Raw genomic sequence first — 24,256 nt, 5'->3', positions numbered from 1 at the left:
GCGCCGCCTCTCGCCGCATCCCTGCGGCTCGCCCTGGAATCCCTCACTCGCTCAGCGGGTTGGGATGTCGCCTCAACACCCGCGCTGCAGCATCCATGCGTTTTTCTAGATCACCATCGCTGTAACGCCTGTAGGGTCGCCGTTCATGGCGACCATAAAGGCATCAGGCATGCAAATACTTCTCAAACCAGCCCAGTGTGCGGCTCCAGGCCAACTCGGCGGCGGCTTTGTCATAGCGCGGCGTCGAATCATTATGGAAGCCATGATTCACGCCCGGATACACATAGCCTTCATAAACTTTATGGTTGGCTTTCAGCGCCTCTTCATAGGCGGGCCAGCCTTCATTGATGCCTTTATCCAGCGCGGCATAGTGCAGCAGCAACGGCGCTTTGATGCGCGGCACATCCTCGGCTTTAGGTTGACGTCCGTAAAACGGCACGGCGCAGGCTAGATCGGGAAATGCCACCGCTGCGGCATTCGCCACGCCGCCGCCGTAGCAGAAGCCGGTAATGCCCACTTTGCCGGTGCCTTCCTCGTGATGCATCAGGAAATCAATCGCGGCGAAGAAGTCATTCATCAATTTGGTGGGATCGACTTTGGCCTGCATGGTTTTGCCTTCGTCATCGTTGCCCGGGTAGCCGCCCAGCGAGCTCAAGCCATCCGGCGCCAGCGCGATATAACCGGCTTTTGCCACGCGTCGTGCCACATCTTCGATATAAGGATTCAGGCCACGATTCTCGTGCACCACCACCACCGCAGGCACTTTGCCTGTTGCGTTGGCCGGACGCACCAGATAACCGCGCACCTCGCCGTGCCCTTGTGGCGAGGGATAGTGAATGTATTCGGGTTTGATCGCCGGATCGGTAAATTCCACCTGCTGCGCCAGCGCATAGTTCGGGCTCATTGCGCTTAACAACGTGGCACCCGTCATCCCGGCAATGGTGAATTTTGCCGCCATCGCGATGAATTCGCGTTTGCTGATTTTTCCATGGGCGTAGTAATCGTAAAGCTCGAGCAGTTCCTGAGGGAAATCCTGTGCGGTAAGACGGGCCATAACCTCTCCTTCGCTGTTTTAACTGGTTGATTACTGTTCTAAAAAAGCACAGCTTGCCGTCGCTGGCAAATGCCATGCAGCACCAGGTTAACGCCGCAGGCTTTACATCACGTCACTAATAAGCATCAGGAATATATCTTTTTGTTCTAAAATGGTTATCTTTTAATTAACAATTAAGATCATGTTTATCTGTCCGGAAATATTTACATGCCAAAATGCCGGCTGATAAATAATCCATTTTTTCTCCGCACTAAAAAATAAATAAATGAAGTGCTTACCTGATAAGCACAGCGGGAATATGTCGCAAATAATAACAATATTGTCACAATGAATGAGGGTGATTAACCTTAACGTGGTGATTTTTAAAGTATTAGTTTCTACTGAAAACAATGATCGAAATCAAAAAACACTGTTATAGTTTTACCGACTTCCACTGTTTCTTTTCGTTCGCATCGCTTGCTTTTACATTGGTGCGACATTTCTTTAAGTACGGCGAAATATCGCGCTGCGCTCTGCTTGTTAATTATAAGTAAAAATTTCGGTGTAATTTGTGGCAATGAGGTAAGCAATGTTTGGATTAGATGCCTTTCATCTGGCAAGGGTACAGTTCGCCTTTACTGTTTCCTTCCATATTATCTTCCCAGCCATCACCATCGGTCTCGCCAGTTTCCTGGCGGTGCTTGAAGGGATGTGGCTGAAAACCCGTAACGAGACCTATCGCGATCTCTACCATTTCTGGTCGAAAGCTTTCGCCGTTAACTTCGGTATGGGTGTGGTATCCGGTCTGGTGATGGCCTACCAGTTCGGTACCAACTGGAGTGGTTTCTCGCAGTTTGCCGGCAGTATTACCGGTCCGCTGCTCACCTATGAAGTGTTAACCGCCTTCTTCCTCGAAGCGGGCTTCCTTGGCGTGATGCTGTTTGGCTGGAACCGCGTCGGTCCTGGCTTGCACTTCTTCGCGACCTGCATGGTGGCGCTCGGCACCATCTTCTCCACCTTCTGGATTCTTGCCTCAAACAGCTGGATGCATACGCCGCAGGGCTACATCATTCAGAACGGCATTGTGGTGCCGGAAGATTGGCTGAAAATCATCTTCAACCCTTCATTCCCTTATCGCCTGTTCCATATGTCGGTCGGTGCCTTCCTTGCCAGCGCCTTCTTTGTTGGTGCGTCGGGCGCGTGGCATCTGCTGCGCGGCAATGACAATCCAGCGATTCGGAAGATGTTCTCGATGGCGCTGTGGATGGCACTGATCGTGGCACCGATTCAGGCGATGATTGGTGATGCGCACGGTCTGAACACCCTTGAGCATCAGCCAGCGAAAATCGCTGCGATTGAAGGTCACTGGGAAAATAAATCGGGTGAAGCGTCGCCGCTGATTCTGTTCGGTGTGCCGGATATGGATCAGGAGCGTACTAAGTACGCCGTTGAGATTCCGTATCTCGGCAGCCTGATTCTGACGCACAGCCTCGATAAGCAGATTCCTGCGCTGAAGAGTTTCCCGAAAGAAGATCGCCCGAACTCAACCATCATCTTCTGGTCATTCCGCGTGATGGTGGCGCTAGGCCTGCTGATGATTACGCTGGGCGTGGTTAGCCTGTGGCTGCGTTTCAAAGGTCGCTTGTATCACTCGCGTCCGTTCCTGTGGTTCACGCTGCTGATGGGGCCATCGGGTCTGATCGCCATTCTGGCCGGCTGGTTTACTACCGAAATTGGTCGTCAGCCGTGGGTGGTGTATGGCGTGCAGCGCACCATTGATGCGGTCTCCGCGCATGGCGATATGCACATGAGCATCAGCCTGCTGGCGTTTATTCTGGTCTACTCATCGGTATTTGGCGTCGGCTATCTCTACATGATGCGTCTGATCAAAGAGGGTCCGGTGACCGGCGAAGGTAAAGAGGTTGATCACGGTGGTCCGGGTCAGCATCACACGCCAGCGCGTCCGTTGTCGGCGGCGAAAACCCATAGCGAAAAGAGTGGGGAGCACTAAGATGATCGACTTTTCAATTATCTGGTTTGCCATCATCGTATTCGGCACCCTGATGTACATCGTGATGGATGGCTTCGACCTCGGCATTGGCCTGCTGCTGCCGTTCAATAAAGATCCCATCGAACGCGACATGATGGTCAACACCGTTGCGCCAGTATGGGATGGTAACGAAACCTGGCTGGTGCTGGGCGGCGCGGCGCTGTATGGCGCATTCCCGCTGGCGTACTCAGTTCTGCTGGATGCGCTGTCGATTCCGTTAACGGCGATGTTGATTGGCCTGATCTTCCGTGGCGTTGCTTTTGAATTCCGCTTCAAAGCCACTTTGGAACATCGCGCGTTCTGGGATAAGTCGTTCATTGCCGGTTCACTGCTGGCGACCTTCAGCCAGGGCGTGGCGGTTGGCGCGATCCTAAATGGCTTCCCAGTGGTTGGCCGCGAATATGCCGGTTCAGCGATGAGCTGGCTGGCACCGTTCCCGCTGTTCTGTGGTGTCGGTTTGGTCATCGCCTATGCGCTGCTGGGTTGTACCTGGCTGATCATGAAAACCGAACACGATCTGCACCGTAAAATGTCTGCGCTGGCCACGCCGCTGACGCTGACGCTGCTGCTGGTAGTGGGGATTATCAGCATCTGGACGCCGCTGACGCATGCGGATATCGCGCAGCGCTGGTTTACGCGTCCAAACCTGTTCTGGTTCCTGCCGGTTCCGGTGCTGGTGGTGCTGTGTTCGTGGGGGATTGTACGTGCGATTAAACGCGAAGCGCATTACTCGCCGTTCATCCTGACGCTGGCGCTGATTTTCCTGGGCTTCTCGGGCTTGGGGATCAGCATTTGGCCGAACATCATTCCACCGTCAATCACCATCTGGCAGGCCGCTTCTCCGGCCAGCAGCCAGGCGTTTATGTTGGTGGGCGGCTTGCTGATTATTCCGGTAATTCTGGGTTACACCTTCTGGAGTTACTACGTATTCCGCGGAAAAATCAAAGCAGACGAAGGATACCATTGATATGAAAACCGAGGTCAGCAGCATGAAAACTCACACTGAAACGAAGATTCCGTGGTGGAAGCAGGTGATGTGGCTGGTTGTTATTTACGGCGCAAGCGTGCTGGCACTCGGTGTGGTGGCATCACTGTTTCGTATGATGATGACGGCAGCGGGCATGCGCTCGCACTGAGCATCTGCACGGAGGTGCGCAGCAATGCGCACCCTACAAATCAGGTCCGTTATGCCCCAGGTCGCCATTCGTGGCGGCCTTTTTTGTTTTTGTGAGCTAAAAAACGTTAGTAACCTAAGCAATTAATGCTTTTCCCGCTTCGGTACGTTTACTCTTCCTTACGTTAGTAATACGTTTTTGTTATATTTATGTGACGAATAACGCATATTCATTACCTTCAACTCCTTCACTCGACCATCAAAATCATGCTCAGTCTGAATCTGAAAAAACAGTACATCATTGATCTGGTGGACTGGATCGAGGCGAATCTGACCGACGAGCTTAATGTCGATCTGATCACCCTGAAATCCGGTTACTCCAAGTGGCACATGCAGCGCATGTTCAAAGAGATGACCGGGCAAACGCTGGCGTCCTACACGCGTAAACGTCGTCTGACGATGGCGGCGATGGCGCTGCGTCTTACCAGCATGCCGCTGATCGATATTGCCGTGCGCTTTGGCTTTGATAATCAGCAGAATTTTACGCGGGTGTTTAAAAGTCACTTCTCGATGACTCCGGGTGCTTATCGCCGCATCCCGGACATGCTGATGAAGGATTTCCACAGTCGTATCTCAACGCAGCGCGAGTGGGTGAATGCGCGTCTGGCGCAGAAGCCGGAGATTCAGCTGTGCGGTGAAGTGATTGAGTGGGAATGCCGCTTTGGCGAATATATTGATCATCACCACCATGTAGTGGCGCAGCACACGCGTGATTTTATCGCCTTTGCCGGCCAACACGTGAGCCGCGGCTGGCTGGGCTTTCAGTTCAGTCCGGGCGTAAATTCTGCCGACCAGCAGCACATTAGTCTGTTCCAGGCGCTGGAGAGTCAGTACGCCGATGTGCTGCCGCGCAACGTACAGAACTGGACCGGTGAAAAGGGCTTGTACGCGGAGATTGACTGGCACGGTACGCCGGAAGAGATTAACGCCTTTACCGCCGAGATTTACTACAACCATCTGCCTGCGCTGGGCGTGGCACGACGTACGGGGAAGGATCTGCTTAAGCTCGATCTGAAATACAGCACGCCCGATCTGCTACAGGGCACGTTCTATATTCCGGTGGCGGATAAGTAATGCATAATTCGTGCGGTAAACCGTGACAAACCGCACGATTTTATAAACTCATCGCCATAATTGGCGTAAAATTCTTCATCGAAACCTGATTGGCCGCGTAAATCACCAGCCGCCACACATCAGGCTGGATAATCACCTGCATTCCTGGTCCATTCCGGACCGCTATAGTGAATTGATAAAAAATTATGCGACTTTTACCGTTGTTCCTCATGACAGCGCTTGTAGCGTTTTCTTCGCTGGCAAGTGCGCAGATGGCTGAGCCTTTTTCACCGCCGGGCGGCCTGCACCCGCATCAACCACATTGTGCGCAACATGAAATTCTTGGCGACAATGTGCTGCCGAATCATACCCAGGATGAGGGTAGCTTCGTCACCTGCGGTAACCATCAGGCTTAATACCCTTTTAATTCCGATCCACACCGTCGCAACCCATGCACGGTCTCGGCATTAATCCTCATTTCTGCATTGCGCAATAAATTGCGCCGCTACCAATCCTGCCTTTAATTAGCTCCACATCCCCGACCGCACTTCACCGTAGCGGCGCGATTTATCGCGCTAATCTGACCTTATGATTCTGCCAATAGCATTTTTCGGCATTGCATCGAAGATATATCATAGCTAATCTTTGCCCATGAGATGAGAATGACTTTCACTATCTTTTAGGGAGACAACGCTTGCAAACTACCCCTACCGCACGCATACCGCGTCGCGTACGAAATGAACTGCGTTTCCGTCACATCACCGTGGTGAGCAAAACGCTTATTGCCGGTGAATTCTGGCGCATTGTTTTCAACGGCAGCGATCTGGCAGGCTTCAATTCGCCGTCGTTTGACGATCACATCAAAGTGTTCTTCCCGGATAGCGCCGGCAGCGCGCTGGCACTGCCACAAATGACGGATGACGGCATTGTCTGGCCGGGCGGCGTACGTCCTGCCGCGCGTGATTACACGCCGCTGGAGTTCAACGGCGTTGATTCACTGACCATCGATTTCTACCTGCACGATGGTGGCGTGGCCAGTAGCTGGGCCAATGACGCTAAGCCGGGCGACCAAATTGCCATGGGCGGCCCGCGCGGTTCACTTATCGTACCCGCTGATTATGCCTGTCAGATTTACGTCTGCGACGAGACCGGTCTGCCGGCCTTTAAGCGCCGTTATACTGAGATGCAGGCGCAGCAGATTCATCTGCTGGCGTATGCGGATGAAGCGACAGGGCGCGATTATCTGGGGGATTTACCCAATGTGCAGGTGACCTGGCTCGGCAGCGGCACCATGCAGGCCGCTAACCTTGCCGCCATCACCGCGCAGCTGGATAACATTGCCTTGCCCGCCGATGATTACTTCATCTGGCTGACGGGTGAGGGCGAAGCGGTGAAACAGCTCAGCGATTACTTTACTCAGGGACGCGGTGCACACACCGATTACGTGCGCGCTGTGGCCTACTGGCATCAGAAATAACCGACACTTCCCCGCGCGCTGCCGCCTGTGTTGAATTTTGCCAGGTGGCAGACTACTATCAACCTCCCCAAATTGACGCTCAGGAAGGCAATGAAACAGCAGCGGGATTTTCCATGGCAGTCCGACCACGCACCGCGTGCCATCTGTGCAGGCGCACGTAAAAAGCGTCGGGAGCGAATGCTGGATGCCAGCGATATCCGCCTGTTAATGCTGCACTTTCTGGCGAACAGCTCTGCGCACGGCTATGAGCTGATCAAATCAGTCGAAGAGCTCTCCAAGGGGGAATACTCCCCCAGTCCCGGCATTATTTATCCCAACCTGACGCTGCTTGAAGAGATGGATGCGATTCGCGTGGTGGATGCGCAGGCGTCACGTAAAGCCTATGCGCTGAATGACAGCGGCGCGGCGCTGCTGGCGGATAATCGTGACAATGTGGAGGCGATTATCGAGCGCTTAACTTCGCTGGCGATTCTGGTGAATAACCGCAGCATTCCGCAGGTTGAGCAGGCGATTCATTTGATCAAGCACACCTTGAATCATCGTCTGGCGCAGGAAGATATTTCGCCAGAGGCGCTGGAGATTGTGATTAACGCGCTGCACGAAGCGGCGGAGAAAATCGCCAGGAGTTAGGTGGTTGCCAGTTCCACCCGCAGGGTCGCCATTTATGGCGACCGTTCCGATAACCGTACGGAGAGCAGATCAGCTCTTCTTCTTGTCCACATGCCCCAATGCGCGATCCGGCCAGCAAACATCGCGCACGCGCTGCTTCAACGCGGCCGCATCCGGGAATCCGCCTTCCTGCTTACGCTCCCAAATCACCAGCCCATCAATCTGAATCTCAAACACGCCGCCGGTGCCTGGCTTAAGCGTTACCGCACTCAAATCCTCGGCAAAGGTATGCAGTAACTCCTGCGCCATCCACGCAGAACGTAGCAGCCAGTTGCATTGAGTACAGTAGTGAATGGTAATGGCAGGTTTCTGAGTCATAGGTGTCTCTGCTTAATTATTGATAATAAACAAGTTAACAAATTGTGCGCTCTAAGATACATCTTAATGTAAATGCTATTGATAATGATTACCACTTGCATTACATTTCTGTCGCAATCATTTATTACATAAAATAAGTCCGCAACTTTTTACGGTCTTTGCTTCAAAGTCCGTACTTTCTGGTAGCAAGCAAGTGAGCGAATACTAACAATTAACCAGGTATTTCGCGCATGTCTTCACTTTTTCAGGGATTAAACCAGCAGCGTCTTTTCAAAGTTGCCATCTTATCTTCGGCTATTCATGCCGCTTGCAGCTTTGCCGCCAGCGATAACGCCAGCAATGAGCCGGTACTCACCGTCACCGCGCCGAAGCAGCAGGCCGGCAATAAAACCACCATCACCGCGCAAGAGCTGCAAAAACGTGGCGCCAATGATTTCGGTTCGATCATGCGGTATGAACCGCTGATCAGCGCGACCGGCTCCAGCGGTGGTTCATCTGCCGGTAAAAGTGGCTTCGACCGCGCGGGTTACACCGGTTACAACATTCGTGGCCTGGAGAGTAACCGCGTCGGCATGGATATCGACGGCATTCCGATTCCGGATGCCACCGGACGTCCTTACGTCAGCCGCACCGGCAATAATACCTTTGGTATCGGCCGCGATTACATCGACCCTTATATGTTCGGCAGCGTCGACATTGAGAAGGGCGCTACTGCGGTGGATCAGCCGAATACGTCGATCGGCGGCAACGTCTCGTTCCACAACAAAACCGCCGATGATTACCTCAGCAGCGATAAAAATACCTACTTTGGCTATCAGAGCGGTTACGACTCATCGAACCGAAGCTGGCACAACGGTATCACCGCTGCCGCAGGCGATGATGAGCTGCGCGGCCTGTTTGTTTACAGCCGTCGTGATGGTCAGGAAACCGAGAACAACAGCGGCGTCAAAGAGGCTTATCCGGCCAACTGGCACTCCGATGCCTTTATGACGTCGGGCATCTGGCAGCCGAACGATCAGCACAAGCTGAGTGCCACCTTCGATTACTACCACAAAACCAATCACAGCCACTACGATACCTGGGACACCAGCGGCAACACCGTGTGGGGCACCGCGCAGCAGCAAAGTGATACGCGCCGCTGGGGCATCAATCTGGCGGATGAGTGGACGCCGTACAACGATTTCATCGACACGCTGACCACGCGCCTGTACTGGCAGCAAACCCAGGCGCATGACAATACCTGGCTGCCGACCAGCGCCAGCCAGTACGGCTTTGTTTATTCTGATTTCAACGTTGATACCTACGGTTTCGACACGCGTGGCACCAAAACGCTGGGGCGCCATGAGCTGAGCGCCGGGATTAACACGCGTCTGGATAACAGCGAGCGCCCGTTCCGTCAGGCGCCGACGCCGAGCACCTTCAGCGCCATTACCCAACCGCAGTCAGACAGCCGCACGTTTGCCGTAGCCGGTTATCTGCAGGATAAGATCAACTTCGATCTTGATAGCCACAACTTCGCGATCATTCCCGGCGTACGCGTGATGTATCAGAGCACTAAGCCGAAGGATCTGGGCGATCTTACCAATGGCAGCGCGGTGTTGACCGAAGAGCAGGTTGATGCGCTGTACGGCAAAACCAACTCTGATACTCAGGTGCTGCCATCGCTGACCTTCCAGTACGATTTGACGCCCGCGCTGACCACCTATCTGCAATACAAACGCGGCGTGCAGTTCCCTACCACCAGCCAGCTGTACGGTTCATGGAACCTGGGTTCGAGCTATGCCGGTAGCGCGCAGTATGCGCTGATTGGTAATACCGATCTGAAAACCGAAACCAGCAACAACTTCGAGTGGGGCCTGAAAGGTCAGGCCACCGAAGGCGTAACGGTTAACACGTCGGTGTTCTACAACCAGTATAAAAACTTCATCGCTTATACCCGCTATCGTCGCGCCACCAATCCGGAGAGGTTCGTCAACGTACCGAGCAACATCTACACCAGCTATCAGGCTGAAAACCGCGATAAGGCCTACATTTATGGTGCTGAGATCTCCACCAAAGTGAATTACGGCACATGGTTCTCGCAGGTGGATGGCCTGAGCAGCACCTTCGCGCTGGGTTATAACGAAGGAAAATCCAAGTCCAGCTACTCCGGTGACAAATACATCGATCTCGATAGCGTCGCACCGCTGAAGGCGATTGTCGGCCTGGCGTGGGATGACAAAGCGCGCGGCTACGGCGCAGCGCTGACCGCCACCTTCGTGAAAGGTAAGCAGGCGACGGCCACCAACCGCGAAAGCTATACCAATGCTGGCACGCCGATCACCGATTCCACCACGGAATATATGCGTGTCCCGGGTTATGGCATGGTTGATGCGACGGCTTACTGGCAGGCGACGAAAAACGTCAAGCTGAGCGGCGGCATCTACAACATTACCGACCGCAAATACTGGGATTACACCAGCAGCCGCACGCTGACCAGCAGCAATGACCAGGAACGCAACGACATTAATCTGGCGGTGATGCCAGGCCGCACCTTCCAGTTAGGTGTTAACGTCGATTTCTAACCTCTTTTCGCCCTGCGGCAGCGCAGGGCCTTTTCATGGAGCAAGCGCAATGAACCCACGTTACGATCACTATCTGGCACTGAAAGGCGAACATCCGAAAAAGTACGCGCGCGATCTCGCCGCGCTGATGGGCATTGGCGAAGCACAGCTGTGCGAAGCGCGCGTTGGTCAGGATGCCAGGGCGTTAAAAGCCGATTTCCCCGCGCTGCTGGCAGCACTGGCCGCCGTCGGCGAAACCAAAAGCATCACGCGCAATGAGTATGCGGTACACGAGCAGGTCGGCAAATATGAAAACCTGCACCTCGGCGAGCATGCCGGGCTGATTCTTAATCCGCGCGCGCTCGATCAGCGCCTGTTTCCCAATCAGTGGCACAGCGCGTTCTTTCTGCGTGAGCAGACCGCGCACGGCGAACGCCAAAGCATCCAGATTTTTGATCGCCACGCTGATGCAGTACTGAAAATTTACGCCACCGACAACACCGATATCGCCGCCTGGGATGCGCTGCTTGCCGAGTTTGTGGTGGAGAGTGCAGCGGCATTAGATCCACAGCCTGCCAGCCCGCCGCAATACAGCAGTGCAATTGACGCCAGCAAAGTGGAAGCCGAATGGCGCGCGATGACGGATGTGCATCAGTTCTTTGGTCTGCTCAAGCGCCATAACCTTGCGCGCCCGCAGGCGTTTCGCGCGGTGGCAGACGATCTGGCACGTCAGGTGAGTAATGATTCACTGGCGCAGCTGCTGAATCTGGCGCAGCAGGATGGCAATGAAATCATGATTTTCATCGGTAACCGCGGCTGCACGCAGATCTTCACCGGCGCGGTGCACAAGCTGATGCCGATGGATAACTGGATCAACATCTTCAATCCCACCTTCACGCTGCATTTGATGGCGGATCGCATCAGTGAAAGCTGGGTGACGCGCAAACCGAGCGGTGACGGCTTCGTCACCAGCCTCGAGCTGTTTGCCGCCGACGGCACGCAGATCGCCCAGCTGTACGGCCAGCGCAGCGAAGGCACGCCGGAGCAGGCACGCTGGCGCGAGCAGGTGACCTCACTGACAGCGGCAGGAGCGTCAGCATGAGACAACTTTTGTTGCTGCTCAGCGCGCTGGCGCTGCCAACCTTCGCGGCGGAGCGTGTCATTTCAATTGGCGGCGACGTCACGCAAATTATTTATGCGCTGGATGCGCAGCAGGATTTGGTGGCGCGCGACAGCACCAGCCAGCATCCGGCGCAGGCCAACAAACTGCCGGATGTGGGTTATATGCGGCAGCTGAACGCCGAAGGGATTCTGGCGCTGAAGCCGACGCTGGTGCTGAGCAGCGAGCTGGCCAAACCGTCGCTGGTGCTGCAGCAGGTGGCACAAGCTGGCGTGAAGGTGGTGGATGTCACCGGCAAAAACAGCCTCGATGCTATCGCGGAAAAAATCGCCACTATCGGCAAGGCGCTGCATCGTGAAGAGGCCGCCAACGCGCTGATCAAAAAAGTGAACAAGCAGCGCGCGCAGATCCCACAAAAACCGTTGCCGATTAAAGTGCTGTTCATCATGGCGCATGGCGGCATGCGCACCCAGGCGGCTGGCGCGCAAACTGGCGCGGACGGTGCCATTCGCAGCGCCGGGCTGATCAACGCCATGGCGGCGGTGCCGCACTATCAACAGCTGTCGCAGGAAGGCGTGGTCGCGGCGGCGCCGGATTTGATTGTGGTGGGCGAAGATGGCCTGCGCACGCTGGGTGGCGAAGATAAAGTGTGGTCGTTGCCAGGATTGGCGCTGACGCCAGCCGGTCAGCATCGCGCCTTGCTAGTGGTGGATGAGATGGCGCTGCTGAGCTTTGGTCTCGATACGCCTGGAACAATTCTAAAGCTGCGTCGAGCCGCCGAAGCAGCTTCCCCGTCACACTTCAAGCCGCAGGCGCGTTAGCGGCGTGTTCTCACCCCAGTCACTTACTTTTGTAAGCTCCTGGGGATTCGAACACTTGCTGCCTTCCTGCATCTTGAATTATTTAGGGGAAAAAACATGACGAATGCATCCCTGCTGCGCTGGCTGTGTGTGATGGGCATCAGCATGGTGATATGTATGCTGATGGCCGCCAACTTCGGTGCGATGCCGCTTTCGATGCGCACCTTGTGGCGCGCCCCGCTGAGCGATATGGCGTGGCAAATCTGGATCAACATCCGCCTGCCGCGCGTGCTGCTGGCGGTGCTGCTCGGCATGGCGTTGGCGGTCTCCGGCGCGGTGATGCAGGGATTGTTTCGTAACCCGCTGGCCGATCCCGGTTTGCTCGGCATCAGCAGCGGTGCTGGATTGGCGGTGGCGATTTCGATTGTGATTCCACTGAGCTTACCGCCGCTGCTGGCGTTATGGTTGCCGACCCTCGCTGCCTTTGGCGGCAGCCTGGTCGTCACCTTGCTGATCTTCAGCTTCAGCCGCCTGGCGCTGGGCAATTTGTCACGCTTGCTGCTGGTTGGCATTGCGATTAATGCCTTGTGCGGCGCGGCGGTCGGCGTGCTGTCCTGGCTGAGTAACGATCAACAGCTGCGTCAGCTGGCGCTATGGGGCATGGGCAGTTTGAGTGCGGCGCAATGGCCAAGCCTGACCGTGTGCGCGCTGCTGATTCTGCCCGCGCTGATCGCCATTCAGCTGCGCGCGCGTCGCCTTAACTTGCTGCAGCTCGGTGAGGAAGACGCACATTACATGGGCATCGACGTAAAGCGTACCCAGCGCCAGCTGCTGGTGCTGAGCGCCTTGTTGGTTGGCACCGCCGTGGCGGTGAGCGGCATTATTGGCTTTGTCGGCTTAGTGGTACCGCATCTGATGCGTTTCTGCCTCGGCAGCGATCATCGCTGGATGCTGCCGGGCTCGGCGCTGGCGGGCGCAATTTTGCTGCTGCTGGCGGATACGCTGGCGCGCACGGTGGTGGTGCCGGCGGAGATGCCAGTGGGGTTGTTAACCAGCCTGCTCGGTGGCCCGTGGTTTCTCTGGCTGATTCTGCGTGAGCCCAAGGGGGATGAATGAGTGATTGCCTGCAGGCGCGCGGCCTGCGTTTTAGCCACGGCTCGCGCGCGTTAATTGATGACGTTTCGCTTAGCTTACAGCCGGGTGAAATGGTCGCGCTGATTGGTCCGAACGGCGCCGGAAAATCTACCCTGCTGCGTCTGCTAACCGGCTTTCTTACGCCGCAAGCCGGCGAATGCTGGCTCGGCGATCGCCCTTTAAACGACTGGCCGCGTGAGCCGCTGGCGCAGCGCCGCGCGGTGATGCGTCAGCAAAACAGCGTCACCTTTCCGTTACCGGCCGCCGAGGTGGTGGCGATGGGACGTGCGCCCTGGCCGAGCAGTCAATCAAAAGCGGTTATCGAAGAGGTGATGCACATCACCGGCAGCCTTGAACTGGCCAGGCGCGATTATCGCTCGCTCTCCGGCGGGGAGCAGCAGCGCGTGCAGCTGGCGCGCGTGCTGGCGCAGCTGTGGCACGACGATGGGCCGCGCGGCTGGCTGTTTCTCGACGAACCGACGTCGGCACTCGATCTGTTCTGGCAGCAGCACAGTTTGCGTTTACTGCACCGCTTAACGCGCAACGGGCGCTTCAGCGTCTGCACCGTGCTGCACGATCTGAATCTCGCGTCGCTGTGGTCGGATCGTGTGTTGCTGCTGCATCAGGGCAAGCTGGTGGCGGAAGGTGCACCGCAGGAGGTGATGACCGAGCGCACGCTAACGCGCTGGTATCAGGCGGAGCTGGACGTGATGATAAAGGATGAAAAGGGCAGGCCGCAGATTCAACTGCGCGCCTGATATGATCTGTCGTAGGGTGCGCATTCATGCGCACCTGGTCGCCATGAATGGCGACCCTACAACGGCATAGGCGGGGGCGCGGCTAACCGCGGCAATCGACGATCAAGCGTCCACGCACTTTCCCCGCCAGCAGATGCTCGGCACCTTCACGCGCTTCCGCCAGCGGAATCACTTTGGTTAACTGCTGCAGCAGCTCGCCATCCACCAGCTCCGCCAGACGTTGCCACGCCTGCTGACGCAGCGGTTTCGCGCACATCACGCTATCCACACCGGCCAGCACCACGCCGCGCAGAATGAACGGCGCGACGCTGGTTGGCAGATCCAACCCTTGCGCCATGCCGCAGGCCGCTACCACGCCATCGCGCTTGATGCCCGCTAATACATTGGCCAGCGTGTGGCTGCCGACGCTATCAATCGCTGCGGCCCAACGCTCTTTGGCCAGCGGTTTGCCGGGCTCGCTCAGTTCTGCGCGATCGATAATCGACGCGGCGCCAAGCGTGTTGCGCAGGTAGTCGCTGTCGCTGGCGCGCCCGCTGGAGGCCACCACTTCGAAGCCGAGGCGTGCCAGCAGGCTGACGGCAAAGCTGCCCACGCCGCCGCTCGCGCCGGTAACTAACACCGGACCGTGCTGTGGCGTGATGCCCTGTTTTTCCAGCGCCAGCACGCACAGCATGGCGGTAAAGCCTGCAGTGCCAATCGCCATGGTTTGCAGCGGACTCAGCGCAGAGGGCACTTTCACCAGCCAGTCGCCCGAGACGCTGGCTTTTTGCGCCAGTCCGCCCCAATGTTTTTCACCCACGCCCCAGCCGGTGAGCAGTGCGACATCGTCCTGCTGCCATTCGGCATGACGGCTATTGATGACACGACCGACAAAATCGATGCCCGGCACCATCGGGAATTGGCGCACAATCGGGCCTTTGTTGCAGATGGCGAGGGCGTCTTTGTAGTTGAGTGTGGAGTAGCTTACTTCGAGGGTGACATCCTGATCGGGCAGTTGTTTTTCTGACAGATCTTGCAGGGTGGTGCGATAGCCCTGTTCATCATTTTCAATGACCAATGCCTTAAACATGCAGCCTCCGGCTGGTTGAGGAAAGTAGGGTAATAGTACTCCTTTTTTTCCCTCACCCCAGCCCTCTCCCGTAAACGGGCGAGGGGGCCGTCCGTGCGGTGGCTAAATATTGAGTACCAAATTCGAAATCTGCTGGATCGGTTCCCTCGCCCGCTTGCGGGAGAGGGTTAGGGTGAGGGCGCGGTTGTTCCTGCAAAAAAAAGATGACATGATTGCGCCCCAGTCAGTGATCAACTCCCTTATGACTTTCGCCGAGGAAACCTCCTCATTGCTGTGCCATCGGCACCCACTCATCCTCTCTCAGGGATTTGTGTTATGAACCCATTGAAAATTGCTGCCAGCGTTGCTGTAGCGCCAAACCTCAGCCTGAACACCGCGCGCGACGTGGTGACGCTGGACAATACTGATTTTACCGATGTGGCAGCGGTGGTTATCTCCCTGTCGGACACCCGCAGCGGCGTTTTGACACTGTTGCGCCAAACCGGCTTCAATCTGCCGGTGTTTGTCGCTCATGCGTTCGATGAAGAGGTGCTGAAATTGCCGGGCGTGAGCGGGGAAATTAATGGCGCGCCTGAAGAGTGGGCCGCGCTGGAGGACGCTGCGCAGGCGTACGAATCCGAGTTACTGCCGCCGTTCTTCGACACGCTAACGCGCTATGTCGATATGCAGAACAGCACCTTTGCCTGTCCGGGACATCAGGGCGGCGCGTTCTTCCGTAAACATCCGGCAGGACGTCAGTTCTATGAGTTCTACGGCGAGAACGTCTTCCGTTCCGATATGTGCAACGCCGACGTTAAGCTTGGCGATCTGCTGATCCACGAAGGTTCAGCCAAAGATGCACAGAAGTTTGCCGCCAAAGTGTTTAACGCCGACAAAACCTACTTCGTGCTTAACGGCACCTCAAGCGCCAATAAAGTGGTGACCAATGCGCTGCTAACGCGCGGCGATCTGGTGCTGTTTGACCGCAATAACCATAAATCCAATCACCACGGTGCGCTGATTCAGGCGGGCGCGACGCCGGTGTATCTGGAAGCGGCGCGTAATCCGTTTGGCTTTATCGGCGGCATTGATGCGCACTGCTTTGACGATGCCTATCTGCGTGAGCAGATTGAGAAAGTCGCGCCACACCGCGCGAAGGATCAGCGTCCTTTCCGTCTGGCGATCATTCAGCTCGGCACCTACGACGGCACGGTATATAACGCGCGTCAGGTGGTCGATCGCATCGGTCATCTGTGTGATTACATCCTGTTTGATTCGGCGTGGGTGGGTTATGAGCAGTTTATCCCGCTGATGGCTGGCTGCTCGCCGCTGACGCTGGAGCTGAACGAGAACGATCCCGGTATTTTTGTTACGCAGTCGGTGCACAAACAGCTGGCCGGTTTCTCGCAGACCTCGCAAATTCATAAGAAAGACAATCACATCCGTGGGCAAAAGCGTTTCTGTCCGCATAAACGCCTGAACAACGCCTTTATGTTGCACGCCTCAACCAGCCCGTTCTATCCGCTGTTTGCCGCGCTGGATATTAACGCGCGTATGCACAAAGGTGAGGCCGGACGTAGCATGTGGCACGACTGCGTCACCATCGGTATCGATGCGCGCAAAGCGATTCTGGAACGCTGTGAAATGATCCAACCGTTCCTGCCGGAAAAAGTGCACGGTAAGCTGTGGCAATCGGCCGAAACGGAGGCCATTGCCGCCGATCCTGCCTACTTTAGCCTTGAACCCGGGGCGAAATGGCACGGCTTTGAAGGTTATGCCCAGCAACAGTATCTGGTCGATCCCTGCAAGCTGCTGCTGACTACGCCGGGCATTGATGCTGCCAGCGGTGAATACACCCGCTTCGGTATTCCGGCGACGATTCTCGCCAACTATCTGCGCGAAAACGGCATCGTGCCGGAGAAGTGCGATCTTAATTCGATTCTGTTCCTGCTGACGCCAGCGGAAACGCCGGAGAAAATGGCGCATCTGGTGGCGATGCTGGAACAGTTTGAGCAGCACGTGAAAGAGGATGCGCTGTTGGCGGAAGTGCTGCCAAGCGTTTATCGCAAGAATATCGAGCGCTATAAAGGCTACACGCTGCGTCGTTTGTGCCAGGAAATGCACGATTTGTATGTCAGCTTCGAGGTGAAGGATTTGCAGAAAGCGATGTTCCGCGCTGCCTGCTTCCCACCGGTGCACGTCAATCCGCAGGATGCGCATCAGGCCTATATTCGTGGTGAAGTGGAGCTGGTGGCGATTGCCAAAGCCGAAGGGCGCATCGCGGCCGAGGGCGCGTTGCCGTATCCGCCGGGCGTATTGTGTGTGGTGCCGGGCGAAGTGTGGGGCGGCGCGGTGCAGCGCTATTTCCTCGCGCTGGAAGAGGGCATCAATCTACTGCCGGGCTTCTCGCCAGAGCTGCAAGGGGTTTACACCGAGGAAGATGAGAGCGGGCGTAAGCATCTGGTGGCGAATATGATGGTGAGCTGATTTCCCTCACCCTAACCCTCTCCCGCACGCGGGAGAGGGAATGTTTAGGTGGTGAGCATTGTTAAGCATGTGCTGATCGGCTCCTTCTCCCGCGAGCGGGAGAAGGTTGGGATGAGGGCCAAGCCGCACCGTCCTAGAACCGACGATAGCTGCGCTGCGCCTGGCTCACCTTATACAAATAACGACGCGATTCTGCCGAAGGGTGGTTGGTGGTCAGCGTCTGATACACCTCCGCTGGCGACATACCGTTAATCGACGAGAACGCACGATCTTTATCGCTGGAGAACACGCGCAGTACGCTGCCAGCACCGCCGTTATAGGCCGTAATCACCGCATAACGCCGCGAAACCGGATCCTGAATGCCACCCAAATAGCTTCTCTGTAGCAGCGACAAATATGCGGTACCCGCATCAATATTATTCTCAGGATCGAGCAGATAGCTACGGCTCGGCTTGCCGCCTTTGCCCTTCATACGGAACACATCAACACCGGCGGTATGCTGCACGACCTGCATCAGTCCCAGCGCATCGGCATGGCTCACCGCATAGGGGTTGAAGCTCGATTCAATCTGCATAATCGCCAGAATCAGTGACGCATCCACGTTATATTGCTCAGCGGCTTTACGCACCATCGGCAGATATTTGTGGGCACGCTTATCGAGGTGGTTCGGCACCATCGGAATGGTCACCGACCAGATGACGTGCAATCCGGAGGTGCGTTTCTGCAGTTTGTTCTGAATCAGATAATCAGCAAAGCTGCCGGCGCGGCCCTGCCAGCGAATCGGCTGACCGGTATTGTCCAGCACCTGGCCGTAGAGCAGCGGCTCTTTACTGATCTGAATATCGTTGGCATCAGAGTAGAGATCGACATTGCCCGGATCTTCGCCAATCAACAGCGTAGTGATGATCGCCTGGCGCAGGCTGGCCATCGGATCGGTGCCGGAAATGGTCTCAATAGTGATGCTACCGCTGTCAAAGTTGATGTGACTGCGGGTGTAATATCCGTCGCTATATTTGACGTAATCTTTCGGTCCAGCGATCAGAACCTCATTGATTCCCCAAATATTTTCAATGTTATGGGCGAACTGGCCCATCAAAATATCAAATCCGTTGGTGTCCTTAACCCACTCTTCATGAAACGGCGATTTTTTTTGTCCGGAGCAGGAAACCAAAAGGGGTGCTATCACCAGCAGGGCTATCAGTTTTTTGTTCATTGTAAATACGTGCCTGACTCGAAAAAGAGGGCCTCAAAGGGAAGCCCTGAACGGTTATTTTTCTGGCGGGGTGTAACCTTCAATGTGCACATCTTTGCCTTCAAACAGGAAATTAATCATCTCCTTTTCCAGCACTTTGCGATCTTCCGGGTTCATCATGCTCAATTTCTTCTCATTGATCAGCATGGTCTGCTTGGACATCCACTGTTGCCAGGCTTCTTTGGAGATCTCATTGAAGATGCGCTTACCCAGTTCGCCAGGGTAGAGCTGAAAGTCCTGGCCTTCAGCATCGCGTTGCAGATAAGTACAAAAAATGGTGCGGCTCATTACTCTTCCTCTTCGGTCACATGCTTATGCAGTGACAGTTGCTGGGGATGGCGCAATTCATGCAATAAGCGCTCAACCGGCGCCGCCAAACCCACTGACGGTGGTTGCGCTAAGTTATACCAGAGACCGCTCGCTTCATCCATCAGCGACCCGGAGGAAGGCCACGCTAGCCACATAGGCACAATGTCTAAATGGAAATGGCTAAAGGTATGACGAAACGCCGTGAGCTGCTGCGGTTGGGTGTGAATGCCCCGTTCGCTTAGCCAGTCAGTTAGCGCTTGCTCACTAGTAAACTGTGGGAAGCAGAACAGTCCGCCCCATAAACCTACTGGCGGACGCTGCTCTAACCACACATCATCGCCATCCTGCATCATCAGCATCCAGCCGCTACGTTCCGGCAAAGTCTGCTTCGGTTTCTTGCCGGGATAGTCAGCCCAGCTGCTGTTGGCATAAGCGACGCAGCCGTTGTTAAGTGGGCAGATTTCACACTTAGGACGTGAGCGAGTACATACTAACGCGCCAAGGTCCATCATCGCCTGATTAAACTGGCTAACGCCTGCGGCTGGCGTGACCTCTTCGCTAATCTGCCACAAACGTTTCTCAACGTCTTTTTTGCCCGGCCAGCCGCCGACCGCGTAGCAGCGCGCCAGCACGCGTTTAACGTTGCCATCCAGAATCGGGAAATGCAGACCCAGCGACAGCGATAGCACCGCGCCCGCCGTCGATCGACCAATCCCTGGCAATGCTGCCACATCATCAAAGTTACGCGGGAATTCGCCGCCGTGTTGCTCAACCACCTGCTTAGCCGCTTTATGCAGATTGCGCGCACGCGCGTAATAACCGAGGCCGGTCCACAGATGCAGCACTTCATCCAGCGGCGCGGCGGCTAGATCGGCCACCGTGGGGAAGCGCGCCATAAAGCGTTCAAAATAGGGAATGACGGTAGCAACTTGCGTTTGCTGCAGCATCACTTCAGAGAGCCACACTTTGTATGGCGTCTTCTCCTGCTGCCACGGCAGGGTTTTGCGACCGAAGCGCTGATACCAATCCAGCACTTGTTGCGCGAACATCGGCGCTTGCATCATAAGAAGGAAATTTTCCGTGTTTACTCTACAATCAGGCAGGAATTCCAGCACAGAGACATCAGGGTGTAAACCGGAACATTGCAAAGGCTTGCTTCTGCTTTCTAACTTTGCATAATGCCCGTTTCCCAGAACAGGCTAACCAGCAGGCTTCAACATGATTAATGACGTCATCACCCCTGAATTTGATGAGAACGGGCGGCCATTACGCCGTATCCGCAGTTTTGTGCGCCGCCAGGGGCGCTTAACGAAAGGACAACAGCTCGCGCTCGATAATTTATGGCCGGAGATGGGCGTTGAGTTCCAGCCGGAACCGCTGGATCTGGTGACGCTGTTTGGCCGTGACGCGCCGGTCGTGCTGGAAATTGGCTTTGGCATGGGCGCCTCGCTGGTGACCATGGCGCAGAACAATCCGCACCAGAACTTCCTCGGCCTGGAAGTTCATGCACCGGGCGTCGGCGCTTGTCTGGCATCGGCGAAGGAAGCGGGCGTAGAGAACCTGCGCGTGATGTGTCACGACGCGGTGGAAGTACTGCAGAAGATGATTCCGGACAACTCGCTGCGTATGGTGCAGCTGTTCTTCCCGGATCCGTGGCACAAAGCGCGCCATAACAAACGTCGTATCGTACAGGTGCCGTTTGCTGAACTGGTGATGCGCAAGTTGAAGCTGGGCGGCGTGTTCCACATGGCAACCGACTGGGAAGCCTACGCCGAACACATGTTAGAAGTGATGAGCAGCATCGACGGATATAAAAATCAGTCGGAGAGTAATGATTACGTGCCGCGTCCCGAAACGCGTCCGTTAACCAAGTTTGAGCAGCGCGGGCAGCGACTAGGCCATGGCGTATGGGATCTGATGTTTGAGAGGGTGAAATAATGGCCGTACAGCGTAGCCGTCGTTTGCGTAAAAAACTGCATATTGATGAGTTTCAGGAATTAGGTTTCTCCGTGGCCTGGCGTTTTGCCGAAGGCACCACCGAGCAGCAAATTGATGCGACTGTTGATCAGTTCATTAATGAAGTGATCGCGCCGAATGGTTTGGCCTACGATGGCAGCGGCTATCTGGTGTGGGAAGGTCTGGTTTGCCTGCAGGAAACCGGCAAGTGCACCGATGAGCACCGCGAGTTGGTGCGTAAGTGGCTGGAAGCCTATAACCTCACTGATATTCAAGTTACTGAACTCTTCGACGTTTGGTGGGACTAATCTTTAGTGGTTAATGCGAGTTAAAAACGTGCTGGCTTTTCCCCACCTCGTACCGTGCTGGCTGTCCCCCTCCTCGGTCCTCCCCCGCTCGCGGGGGAGGAAGATGTGCCATATGTGAGTATTAAATTGGCATGTGGCAGCGTCTCCTTCCCCCGCTTGCGGGGGAAGGCCGGGATGGGGGACAGCAAGCACATTTTGACTACAGCGAGCAAACTGTTACCCATCAGCCCGGTTTGTACCTTTATGGCGACCTTTTTATTGCTCAGGAGATTTCATGGTTCGTAAGGCACTTATTGCCGCGCTGCTGCTGGCGGCAACTCAGGCTCAGGCTGCATACGAGTGCAGCGTCAAGCCACAGGATGATGTGATCATTAAACCGCAGAGCGTGCAGGTGGTGGGCAGCAACGGCAACCTCGAAATCACTCCGCAGGGCGATGTGCAGTTTAATGGCCAGAAGGTCAACGTGGATAACGCCGCGCGCCAGAAAGCCATCAATTATCAAACCGCGCTGCGTCGCGACTTGCCATGGATCGATAGCGGTGCGACTTCGCGTCTTGAACGCAGCCGCGTGGCGCTGGATAAAGTGATCGTCGAAAAGCTCGGCGCTAACAGCAATGTGCGTAATCGTCTGACCAAGCTGGACGGCCAGCTCAAGCAGCAAATGAACCGGATTATTGAGCATCGCCCGGATGGATTAACCTTCCATCATCAGGCCATCGATCAGGTGCGCGCTGAAGGCGAGAAGCTGGTGCAGAGCACATTGGGCGGCATCATGCAGGATAGCCTCAACGAAATGGGCAGCAGCCAGGCCGCGAGCGGCAGCAATCCGCTGCAGGCCATTATGGGCAACCTTGGCGGCTTACAGCAGTCGGTGCAGGCGGAATGGAACAAGCAGGAGCAGGATTTCCAGAATTTCGGCCACGAAGTGTGTAACCGCGTCACCGTGCTGGAAGAGCAGCGCAAAGGGTTGATGCAGGGCGTTAAAGGCTAACAACGCAGAAGGCCGGTTTCCCGGCCTTCTGTTTACTCATCTTCGCTTAAGAACAGCTCCAGCAGCGAGTTCAGGAACAGCTTCCCTTTCTCAGTAATCTGCCAGTATTCAGCGCTTTCCACCACGTATCCCGCGGTTAGCGCGGCATCAATTTGTGGGCGAATGATCTGCTCATCCATACCGGTATAGCGACGGAAATCCGCGCGCGGAGCGGCCTCCAGCAGGCGGAAGCGGTTCATAAAGAACTCGAATGGCTTATCGTTTTCGCCCACCTCGTGCTGCTTATCAAGATAATTACCTGTCATAAAGCCACGTGGATGGCGCGTTTTTACGGTGCGCACGATGCGGCCATCCGGCTGGGTCAGCTTGCCGTGTGCGCCGCAGCCAATGCCCAGATAATCACCAAAGCGCCAGTAGTTAAGGTTGTGTTCGCAGCGATAACCGGGCTTGGCGTAGGCCGAGGTTTCATATTGCTGATAACCTGCGGCGCTCAGCAGTTGATGGCCTTGCTCAAAGATATCCCACAGCGCGTCATCATCTGGCAGCTTTGGTGGACGTGAGCCAAATAAGGTATTCGGTTCGATCGTCAGCTGATACCACGACAGATGCGGCGGGTTAAGAGCAATCGCCTGACGCAAATCATCCAGCGCTTCATCCAGCGACTGATCCGGCAAGCCGTGCATCAGATCGAGGTTAAAGCTGCGCAAACCTAAGCCTTCAGCCAGCTGCGCCGCGCGTACCGCTTCTTGCGGCCCGTGAATGCGGCCCAGACGCTCCAGCTTCTGTGGGCTAAAACTCTGCACGCCAATCGAAATACGGTTAATCCCCGCGCGCTGATAACCACTGAAGCGATCGGCTTCCACCGTGCCCGGATTGGCTTCCATGGTGATTTCCGCATCGGCAGCCAGCGGCAAACGCGCTCGCACGCCATCCATCAGCATCTGCATCGCATTGCTGCTCAGCAGGCTTGGGGTACCGCCGCCGATAAAGATGGTGCGCACTTCGCGCCCCGCGGTGAGCGGCAAATCTTGCTCGAGATCGTTCAGCAGGTGCTGCACATACTCGATGTGCGGCACCTCGCCTTTTAACGCGTGAGAGTTGAAATCACAGTACGGGCACTTCTGCACACACCACGGAATATGGATGTACAGGCTTAACGGAGGTAACTCAGGCATTGCGCATCGCTTCCAGCAGCAGCGTCAATGCTTTACCACGGTGAGAGACGGCGCGCTTTTCGTCTTTACTCAGCTCTGCCGCCGTTTTACCTAATTCAGGTACGTAGAAGATGGGATCGTAACCAAAACCGCCTTCGCCAGCGGCTGAGCGGGTGATTTCACCGGTCCAGCTGCCGTGAAACACCAGCGGCGTGGGATCGGCGGCATGACGCACATACACCAGCACGCAGTGGAATTGTGCCTGGCGTTTGCCCTCCGGCACATTTTCCAGCGCCACCAGCAGCTTCTCCAGATTCTGCTGGTCGCTGGCGTCAACGCCAGCATAGCGCGCGGAGTAAATGCCCGGCGCGCCGCCCAATGCGTCCACCGCCAGGCCCGAATCATCAGCAATCGCCGGTAAGCCGGTAATGTCAGCCGCATGGCGCGCTTTGAGAATGGCGTTTTCGATAAAGGTCAGGCCGGTTTCTTCCGCTGACTCCACGCCGAGTTCGGTTTGCGCCACGATATCGAGTCCGAAGGCCGCTAACAGATCGGCCAGTTCACGAACTTTGCCCGGATTACCGGTAGCGAGAACAACTTTTTGCATAACAGTTCCAGATTA

Annotated in this window: 24 protein-coding genes; 16 read left to right on the top strand and 8 right to left on the bottom strand. The window is 55.8% G+C overall.

Features of this window, described 5'->3' with window-relative positions:
* Window positions 1-163: 163 nt before the first annotated feature.
* On the bottom strand, window positions 164-1,054 hold the full coding sequence (gene yghX / locus PMI17_RS15330) for a YghX family hydrolase (protein WP_007890348.1): 891 nt from the start codon (window positions 1,052-1,054) through the stop codon (window positions 164-166).
* A gap of 568 nt (window positions 1,055-1,622) precedes the next feature.
* Between yghX and PMI17_RS15325 the strand changes: the two genes are divergently transcribed.
* The 7 genes from PMI17_RS15325 (at window position 1,623) to PMI17_RS15300 (ending at window position 7,417) form a co-directional block, all read left to right on the top strand.
* The gene (locus tag PMI17_RS15325) at window positions 1,623-3,044 is read left to right on the top strand and encodes a cytochrome ubiquinol oxidase subunit I (RefSeq protein ID WP_007890347.1); all 1,422 of its coding nucleotides are present in this window, start codon (window positions 1,623-1,625) and stop codon (window positions 3,042-3,044) included.
* 1 nt (window position 3,045) lies between these two features.
* Window positions 3,046-4,050, top strand: coding sequence for a cytochrome d ubiquinol oxidase subunit II (gene cydB, locus PMI17_RS15320; protein ID WP_007890346.1), 1,005 nt, complete (start codon window positions 3,046-3,048; stop codon window positions 4,048-4,050).
* Between the two features lies 1 nt (window position 4,051).
* Complete coding sequence (locus PMI17_RS24915; RefSeq protein ID WP_007890345.1) at window positions 4,052-4,219, top strand: DUF2474 domain-containing protein; 168 nt, start codon at window positions 4,052-4,054, stop codon at window positions 4,217-4,219.
* Window positions 4,220-4,464: 245 nt separating this feature from the next.
* Window positions 4,465-5,331: a helix-turn-helix domain-containing protein gene (locus tag PMI17_RS15315; protein ID WP_007890344.1), complete on the top strand. Its 867-nt coding sequence runs from the start codon at window positions 4,465-4,467 to the stop codon at window positions 5,329-5,331.
* Window positions 5,332-5,582: 251 nt separating this feature from the next.
* On the top strand, window positions 5,583-5,726 hold the full coding sequence (locus tag PMI17_RS15310; RefSeq protein ID WP_235440716.1) for a hypothetical protein: 144 nt from the start codon (window positions 5,583-5,585) through the stop codon (window positions 5,724-5,726).
* Between the two features lie 278 nt (window positions 5,727-6,004).
* Window positions 6,005-6,787: a siderophore-interacting protein gene (locus PMI17_RS15305; protein WP_007890342.1), complete on the top strand. Its 783-nt coding sequence runs from the start codon at window positions 6,005-6,007 to the stop codon at window positions 6,785-6,787.
* A 90-nt stretch (window positions 6,788-6,877) separates the two neighbouring features.
* Window positions 6,878-7,417: a PadR family transcriptional regulator gene (locus tag PMI17_RS15300; protein WP_007890341.1), complete on the top strand. Its 540-nt coding sequence runs from the start codon at window positions 6,878-6,880 to the stop codon at window positions 7,415-7,417.
* Window positions 7,418-7,486: 69 nt separating this feature from the next.
* Here the strand turns inward: PMI17_RS15300 and PMI17_RS15295 are convergent, their stop codons facing one another.
* Complete coding sequence (locus PMI17_RS15295) at window positions 7,487-7,774, bottom strand: SelT/SelW/SelH family protein (RefSeq protein WP_007890340.1); 288 nt, start codon at window positions 7,772-7,774, stop codon at window positions 7,487-7,489.
* 230 nt (window positions 7,775-8,004) lie between these two features.
* Here PMI17_RS15295 and PMI17_RS15290 point away from each other — a divergent pair, with 230 nt between their 5' ends.
* From PMI17_RS15290 to PMI17_RS15270, 5 genes are all read left to right on the top strand, one after another.
* Window positions 8,005-10,338: a TonB-dependent receptor domain-containing protein gene (locus tag PMI17_RS15290; protein WP_007890339.1), complete on the top strand. Its 2,334-nt coding sequence runs from the start codon at window positions 8,005-8,007 to the stop codon at window positions 10,336-10,338.
* A gap of 49 nt (window positions 10,339-10,387) precedes the next feature.
* Window positions 10,388-11,419, top strand: coding sequence for a hemin-degrading factor (locus PMI17_RS15285; RefSeq protein ID WP_007890338.1), 1,032 nt, complete (start codon window positions 10,388-10,390; stop codon window positions 11,417-11,419).
* Window positions 11,416-12,258 carry a hemin ABC transporter substrate-binding protein gene (locus PMI17_RS15280; RefSeq protein ID WP_007890337.1) on the top strand — a complete coding sequence of 281 codons (843 nt, stop codon included), beginning with the start codon at window positions 11,416-11,418 and terminating at the stop codon, window positions 12,256-12,258. The genes PMI17_RS15285 and PMI17_RS15280 overlap by 4 nt, the downstream gene beginning before the upstream one ends.
* Before the next feature lie 96 nt (window positions 12,259-12,354).
* Complete coding sequence (locus PMI17_RS15275; protein WP_007890336.1) at window positions 12,355-13,353, top strand: iron ABC transporter permease; 999 nt, start codon at window positions 12,355-12,357, stop codon at window positions 13,351-13,353.
* On the top strand, window positions 13,350-14,129 hold the full coding sequence (locus tag PMI17_RS15270) for a heme ABC transporter ATP-binding protein (protein ID WP_007890335.1): 780 nt from the start codon (window positions 13,350-13,352) through the stop codon (window positions 14,127-14,129). The genes PMI17_RS15275 and PMI17_RS15270 overlap by 4 nt, the downstream gene beginning before the upstream one ends.
* A gap of 82 nt (window positions 14,130-14,211) precedes the next feature.
* Here PMI17_RS15270 and PMI17_RS15265 read toward each other — a convergent pair whose 3' ends face one another.
* Complete coding sequence (locus PMI17_RS15265; RefSeq protein ID WP_007890334.1) at window positions 14,212-15,198, bottom strand: MDR family oxidoreductase; 987 nt, start codon at window positions 15,196-15,198, stop codon at window positions 14,212-14,214.
* A gap of 315 nt (window positions 15,199-15,513) precedes the next feature.
* Here PMI17_RS15265 and PMI17_RS15260 point away from each other — a divergent pair, with 315 nt between their 5' ends.
* Window positions 15,514-17,664: an ornithine decarboxylase gene (locus PMI17_RS15260; RefSeq protein WP_007890332.1), complete on the top strand. Its 2,151-nt coding sequence runs from the start codon at window positions 15,514-15,516 to the stop codon at window positions 17,662-17,664.
* Window positions 17,665-17,797: 133 nt separating this feature from the next.
* Here PMI17_RS15260 and mltC read toward each other — a convergent pair whose 3' ends face one another.
* Genes mltC through mutY form a run of 3 tightly spaced genes read right to left on the bottom strand, consistent with a single transcriptional unit; the run spans window position 17,798 to window position 20,289 of the window.
* The gene (gene mltC / locus PMI17_RS15255) at window positions 17,798-18,877 is read right to left on the bottom strand and encodes a membrane-bound lytic murein transglycosylase MltC (protein WP_007890331.1); all 1,080 of its coding nucleotides are present in this window, start codon (window positions 18,875-18,877) and stop codon (window positions 17,798-17,800) included.
* Between the two features lie 54 nt (window positions 18,878-18,931).
* Window positions 18,932-19,204, bottom strand: coding sequence for an oxidative damage protection protein (locus tag PMI17_RS15250; RefSeq protein ID WP_007890330.1), 273 nt, complete (start codon window positions 19,202-19,204; stop codon window positions 18,932-18,934).
* Complete coding sequence (mutY, locus tag PMI17_RS15245; protein ID WP_007890329.1) at window positions 19,204-20,289, bottom strand: A/G-specific adenine glycosylase; 1,086 nt, start codon at window positions 20,287-20,289, stop codon at window positions 19,204-19,206. Before mutY ends, PMI17_RS15250 begins: the two co-directional genes overlap by 1 nt.
* Window positions 20,290-20,443: 154 nt before the next feature.
* Between mutY and trmB the strand changes: the two genes are divergently transcribed.
* The 3 genes from trmB to PMI17_RS15230 all read left to right on the top strand — a co-directional run bounded on the left by trmB (window position 20,444) and on the right by PMI17_RS15230 (window position 22,480).
* Window positions 20,444-21,163, top strand: a complete 720-nt coding sequence (trmB, locus tag PMI17_RS15240; RefSeq protein WP_007890328.1) for a tRNA (guanosine(46)-N7)-methyltransferase TrmB — start codon at window positions 20,444-20,446, stop codon at window positions 21,161-21,163.
* On the top strand, window positions 21,163-21,489 hold the full coding sequence (locus tag PMI17_RS15235; protein ID WP_007890327.1) for a YggL family protein: 327 nt from the start codon (window positions 21,163-21,165) through the stop codon (window positions 21,487-21,489). The genes trmB and PMI17_RS15235 overlap by 1 nt, the downstream gene beginning before the upstream one ends.
* A gap of 274 nt (window positions 21,490-21,763) precedes the next feature.
* Window positions 21,764-22,480 carry a DUF2884 domain-containing protein gene (locus tag PMI17_RS15230; protein ID WP_007890326.1) on the top strand — a complete coding sequence of 239 codons (717 nt, stop codon included), beginning with the start codon at window positions 21,764-21,766 and terminating at the stop codon, window positions 22,478-22,480.
* 32 nt (window positions 22,481-22,512) lie between these two features.
* Here PMI17_RS15230 and hemW read toward each other — a convergent pair whose 3' ends face one another.
* Window positions 22,513-23,655, bottom strand: a complete 1,143-nt coding sequence (gene hemW, locus PMI17_RS15225) for a radical SAM family heme chaperone HemW (protein WP_007890325.1) — start codon at window positions 23,653-23,655, stop codon at window positions 22,513-22,515.
* Complete coding sequence (locus tag PMI17_RS15220) at window positions 23,648-24,241, bottom strand: XTP/dITP diphosphatase (RefSeq protein ID WP_007890324.1); 594 nt, start codon at window positions 24,239-24,241, stop codon at window positions 23,648-23,650. Before PMI17_RS15220 ends, hemW begins: the two co-directional genes overlap by 8 nt.
* Between the last annotated feature and the right edge of the window lie 15 nt (window positions 24,242-24,256).

Origin of the sequence: Pantoea sp. GM01 (assembly GCF_000282675.1) — a bacterium.
GTDB classification, from domain to species: Bacteria; Pseudomonadota; Gammaproteobacteria; order Enterobacterales; family Enterobacteriaceae; genus Pantoea; species Pantoea nemavictus.
The sequence above is the reverse complement of the archived record's forward strand: the minus strand, read 5'-3'. Positions and strand labels throughout refer to the sequence as shown.

What these genes read in the sequence shown, in the direction of transcription:
- yghX (WP_007890348.1), bottom strand. Translation starts at nt 1,054, where the DNA reads ATGGCCCGTCTTACCGCACAGGATTTCCCTCAGGAACTGCTCGAGCTT.
- PMI17_RS15300 (WP_007890341.1), top strand. Translation starts at nt 6,878, where the DNA reads ATGAAACAGCAGCGGGATTTTCCATGGCAGTCCGACCACGCACCGCGT.
- hemW (WP_007890325.1), bottom strand. Translation starts at nt 23,655, where the DNA reads ATGCCTGAGTTACCTCCGTTAAGCCTGTACATCCATATTCCGTGGTGT.
- PMI17_RS15220 (WP_007890324.1), bottom strand. Translation starts at nt 24,241, where the DNA reads ATGCAAAAAGTTGTTCTCGCTACCGGTAATCCGGGCAAAGTTCGTGAA.
- PMI17_RS15315 (WP_007890344.1), top strand. Translation starts at nt 4,465, where the DNA reads ATGCTCAGTCTGAATCTGAAAAAACAGTACATCATTGATCTGGTGGAC.
- mutY (WP_007890329.1), bottom strand. Translation starts at nt 20,289, where the DNA reads ATGATGCAAGCGCCGATGTTCGCGCAACAAGTGCTGGATTGGTATCAG.
- PMI17_RS15235 (WP_007890327.1), top strand. Translation starts at nt 21,163, where the DNA reads ATGGCCGTACAGCGTAGCCGTCGTTTGCGTAAAAAACTGCATATTGAT.
- PMI17_RS15260 (WP_007890332.1), top strand. Translation starts at nt 15,514, where the DNA reads ATGAACCCATTGAAAATTGCTGCCAGCGTTGCTGTAGCGCCAAACCTC.
- PMI17_RS15275 (WP_007890336.1), top strand. Translation starts at nt 12,355, where the DNA reads ATGACGAATGCATCCCTGCTGCGCTGGCTGTGTGTGATGGGCATCAGC.
- PMI17_RS15270 (WP_007890335.1), top strand. Translation starts at nt 13,350, where the DNA reads ATGAGTGATTGCCTGCAGGCGCGCGGCCTGCGTTTTAGCCACGGCTCG.
- cydB (WP_007890346.1), top strand. Translation starts at nt 3,046, where the DNA reads ATGATCGACTTTTCAATTATCTGGTTTGCCATCATCGTATTCGGCACC.
- PMI17_RS15250 (WP_007890330.1), bottom strand. Translation starts at nt 19,204, where the DNA reads ATGAGCCGCACCATTTTTTGTACTTATCTGCAACGCGATGCTGAAGGC.
- PMI17_RS15325 (WP_007890347.1), top strand. Translation starts at nt 1,623, where the DNA reads ATGTTTGGATTAGATGCCTTTCATCTGGCAAGGGTACAGTTCGCCTTT.
- PMI17_RS15285 (WP_007890338.1), top strand. Translation starts at nt 10,388, where the DNA reads ATGAACCCACGTTACGATCACTATCTGGCACTGAAAGGCGAACATCCG.
- PMI17_RS15265 (WP_007890334.1), bottom strand. Translation starts at nt 15,198, where the DNA reads ATGTTTAAGGCATTGGTCATTGAAAATGATGAACAGGGCTATCGCACC.
- trmB (WP_007890328.1), top strand. Translation starts at nt 20,444, where the DNA reads ATGATTAATGACGTCATCACCCCTGAATTTGATGAGAACGGGCGGCCA.
- PMI17_RS15280 (WP_007890337.1), top strand. Translation starts at nt 11,416, where the DNA reads ATGAGACAACTTTTGTTGCTGCTCAGCGCGCTGGCGCTGCCAACCTTC.
- PMI17_RS15295 (WP_007890340.1), bottom strand. Translation starts at nt 7,774, where the DNA reads ATGACTCAGAAACCTGCCATTACCATTCACTACTGTACTCAATGCAAC.
- mltC (WP_007890331.1), bottom strand. Translation starts at nt 18,877, where the DNA reads ATGAACAAAAAACTGATAGCCCTGCTGGTGATAGCACCCCTTTTGGTT.
- PMI17_RS15290 (WP_007890339.1), top strand. Translation starts at nt 8,005, where the DNA reads ATGTCTTCACTTTTTCAGGGATTAAACCAGCAGCGTCTTTTCAAAGTT.
- PMI17_RS24915 (WP_007890345.1), top strand. Translation starts at nt 4,052, where the DNA reads ATGAAAACCGAGGTCAGCAGCATGAAAACTCACACTGAAACGAAGATT.
- PMI17_RS15230 (WP_007890326.1), top strand. Translation starts at nt 21,764, where the DNA reads ATGGTTCGTAAGGCACTTATTGCCGCGCTGCTGCTGGCGGCAACTCAG.
- PMI17_RS15310 (WP_235440716.1), top strand. Translation starts at nt 5,583, where the DNA reads ATGGCTGAGCCTTTTTCACCGCCGGGCGGCCTGCACCCGCATCAACCA.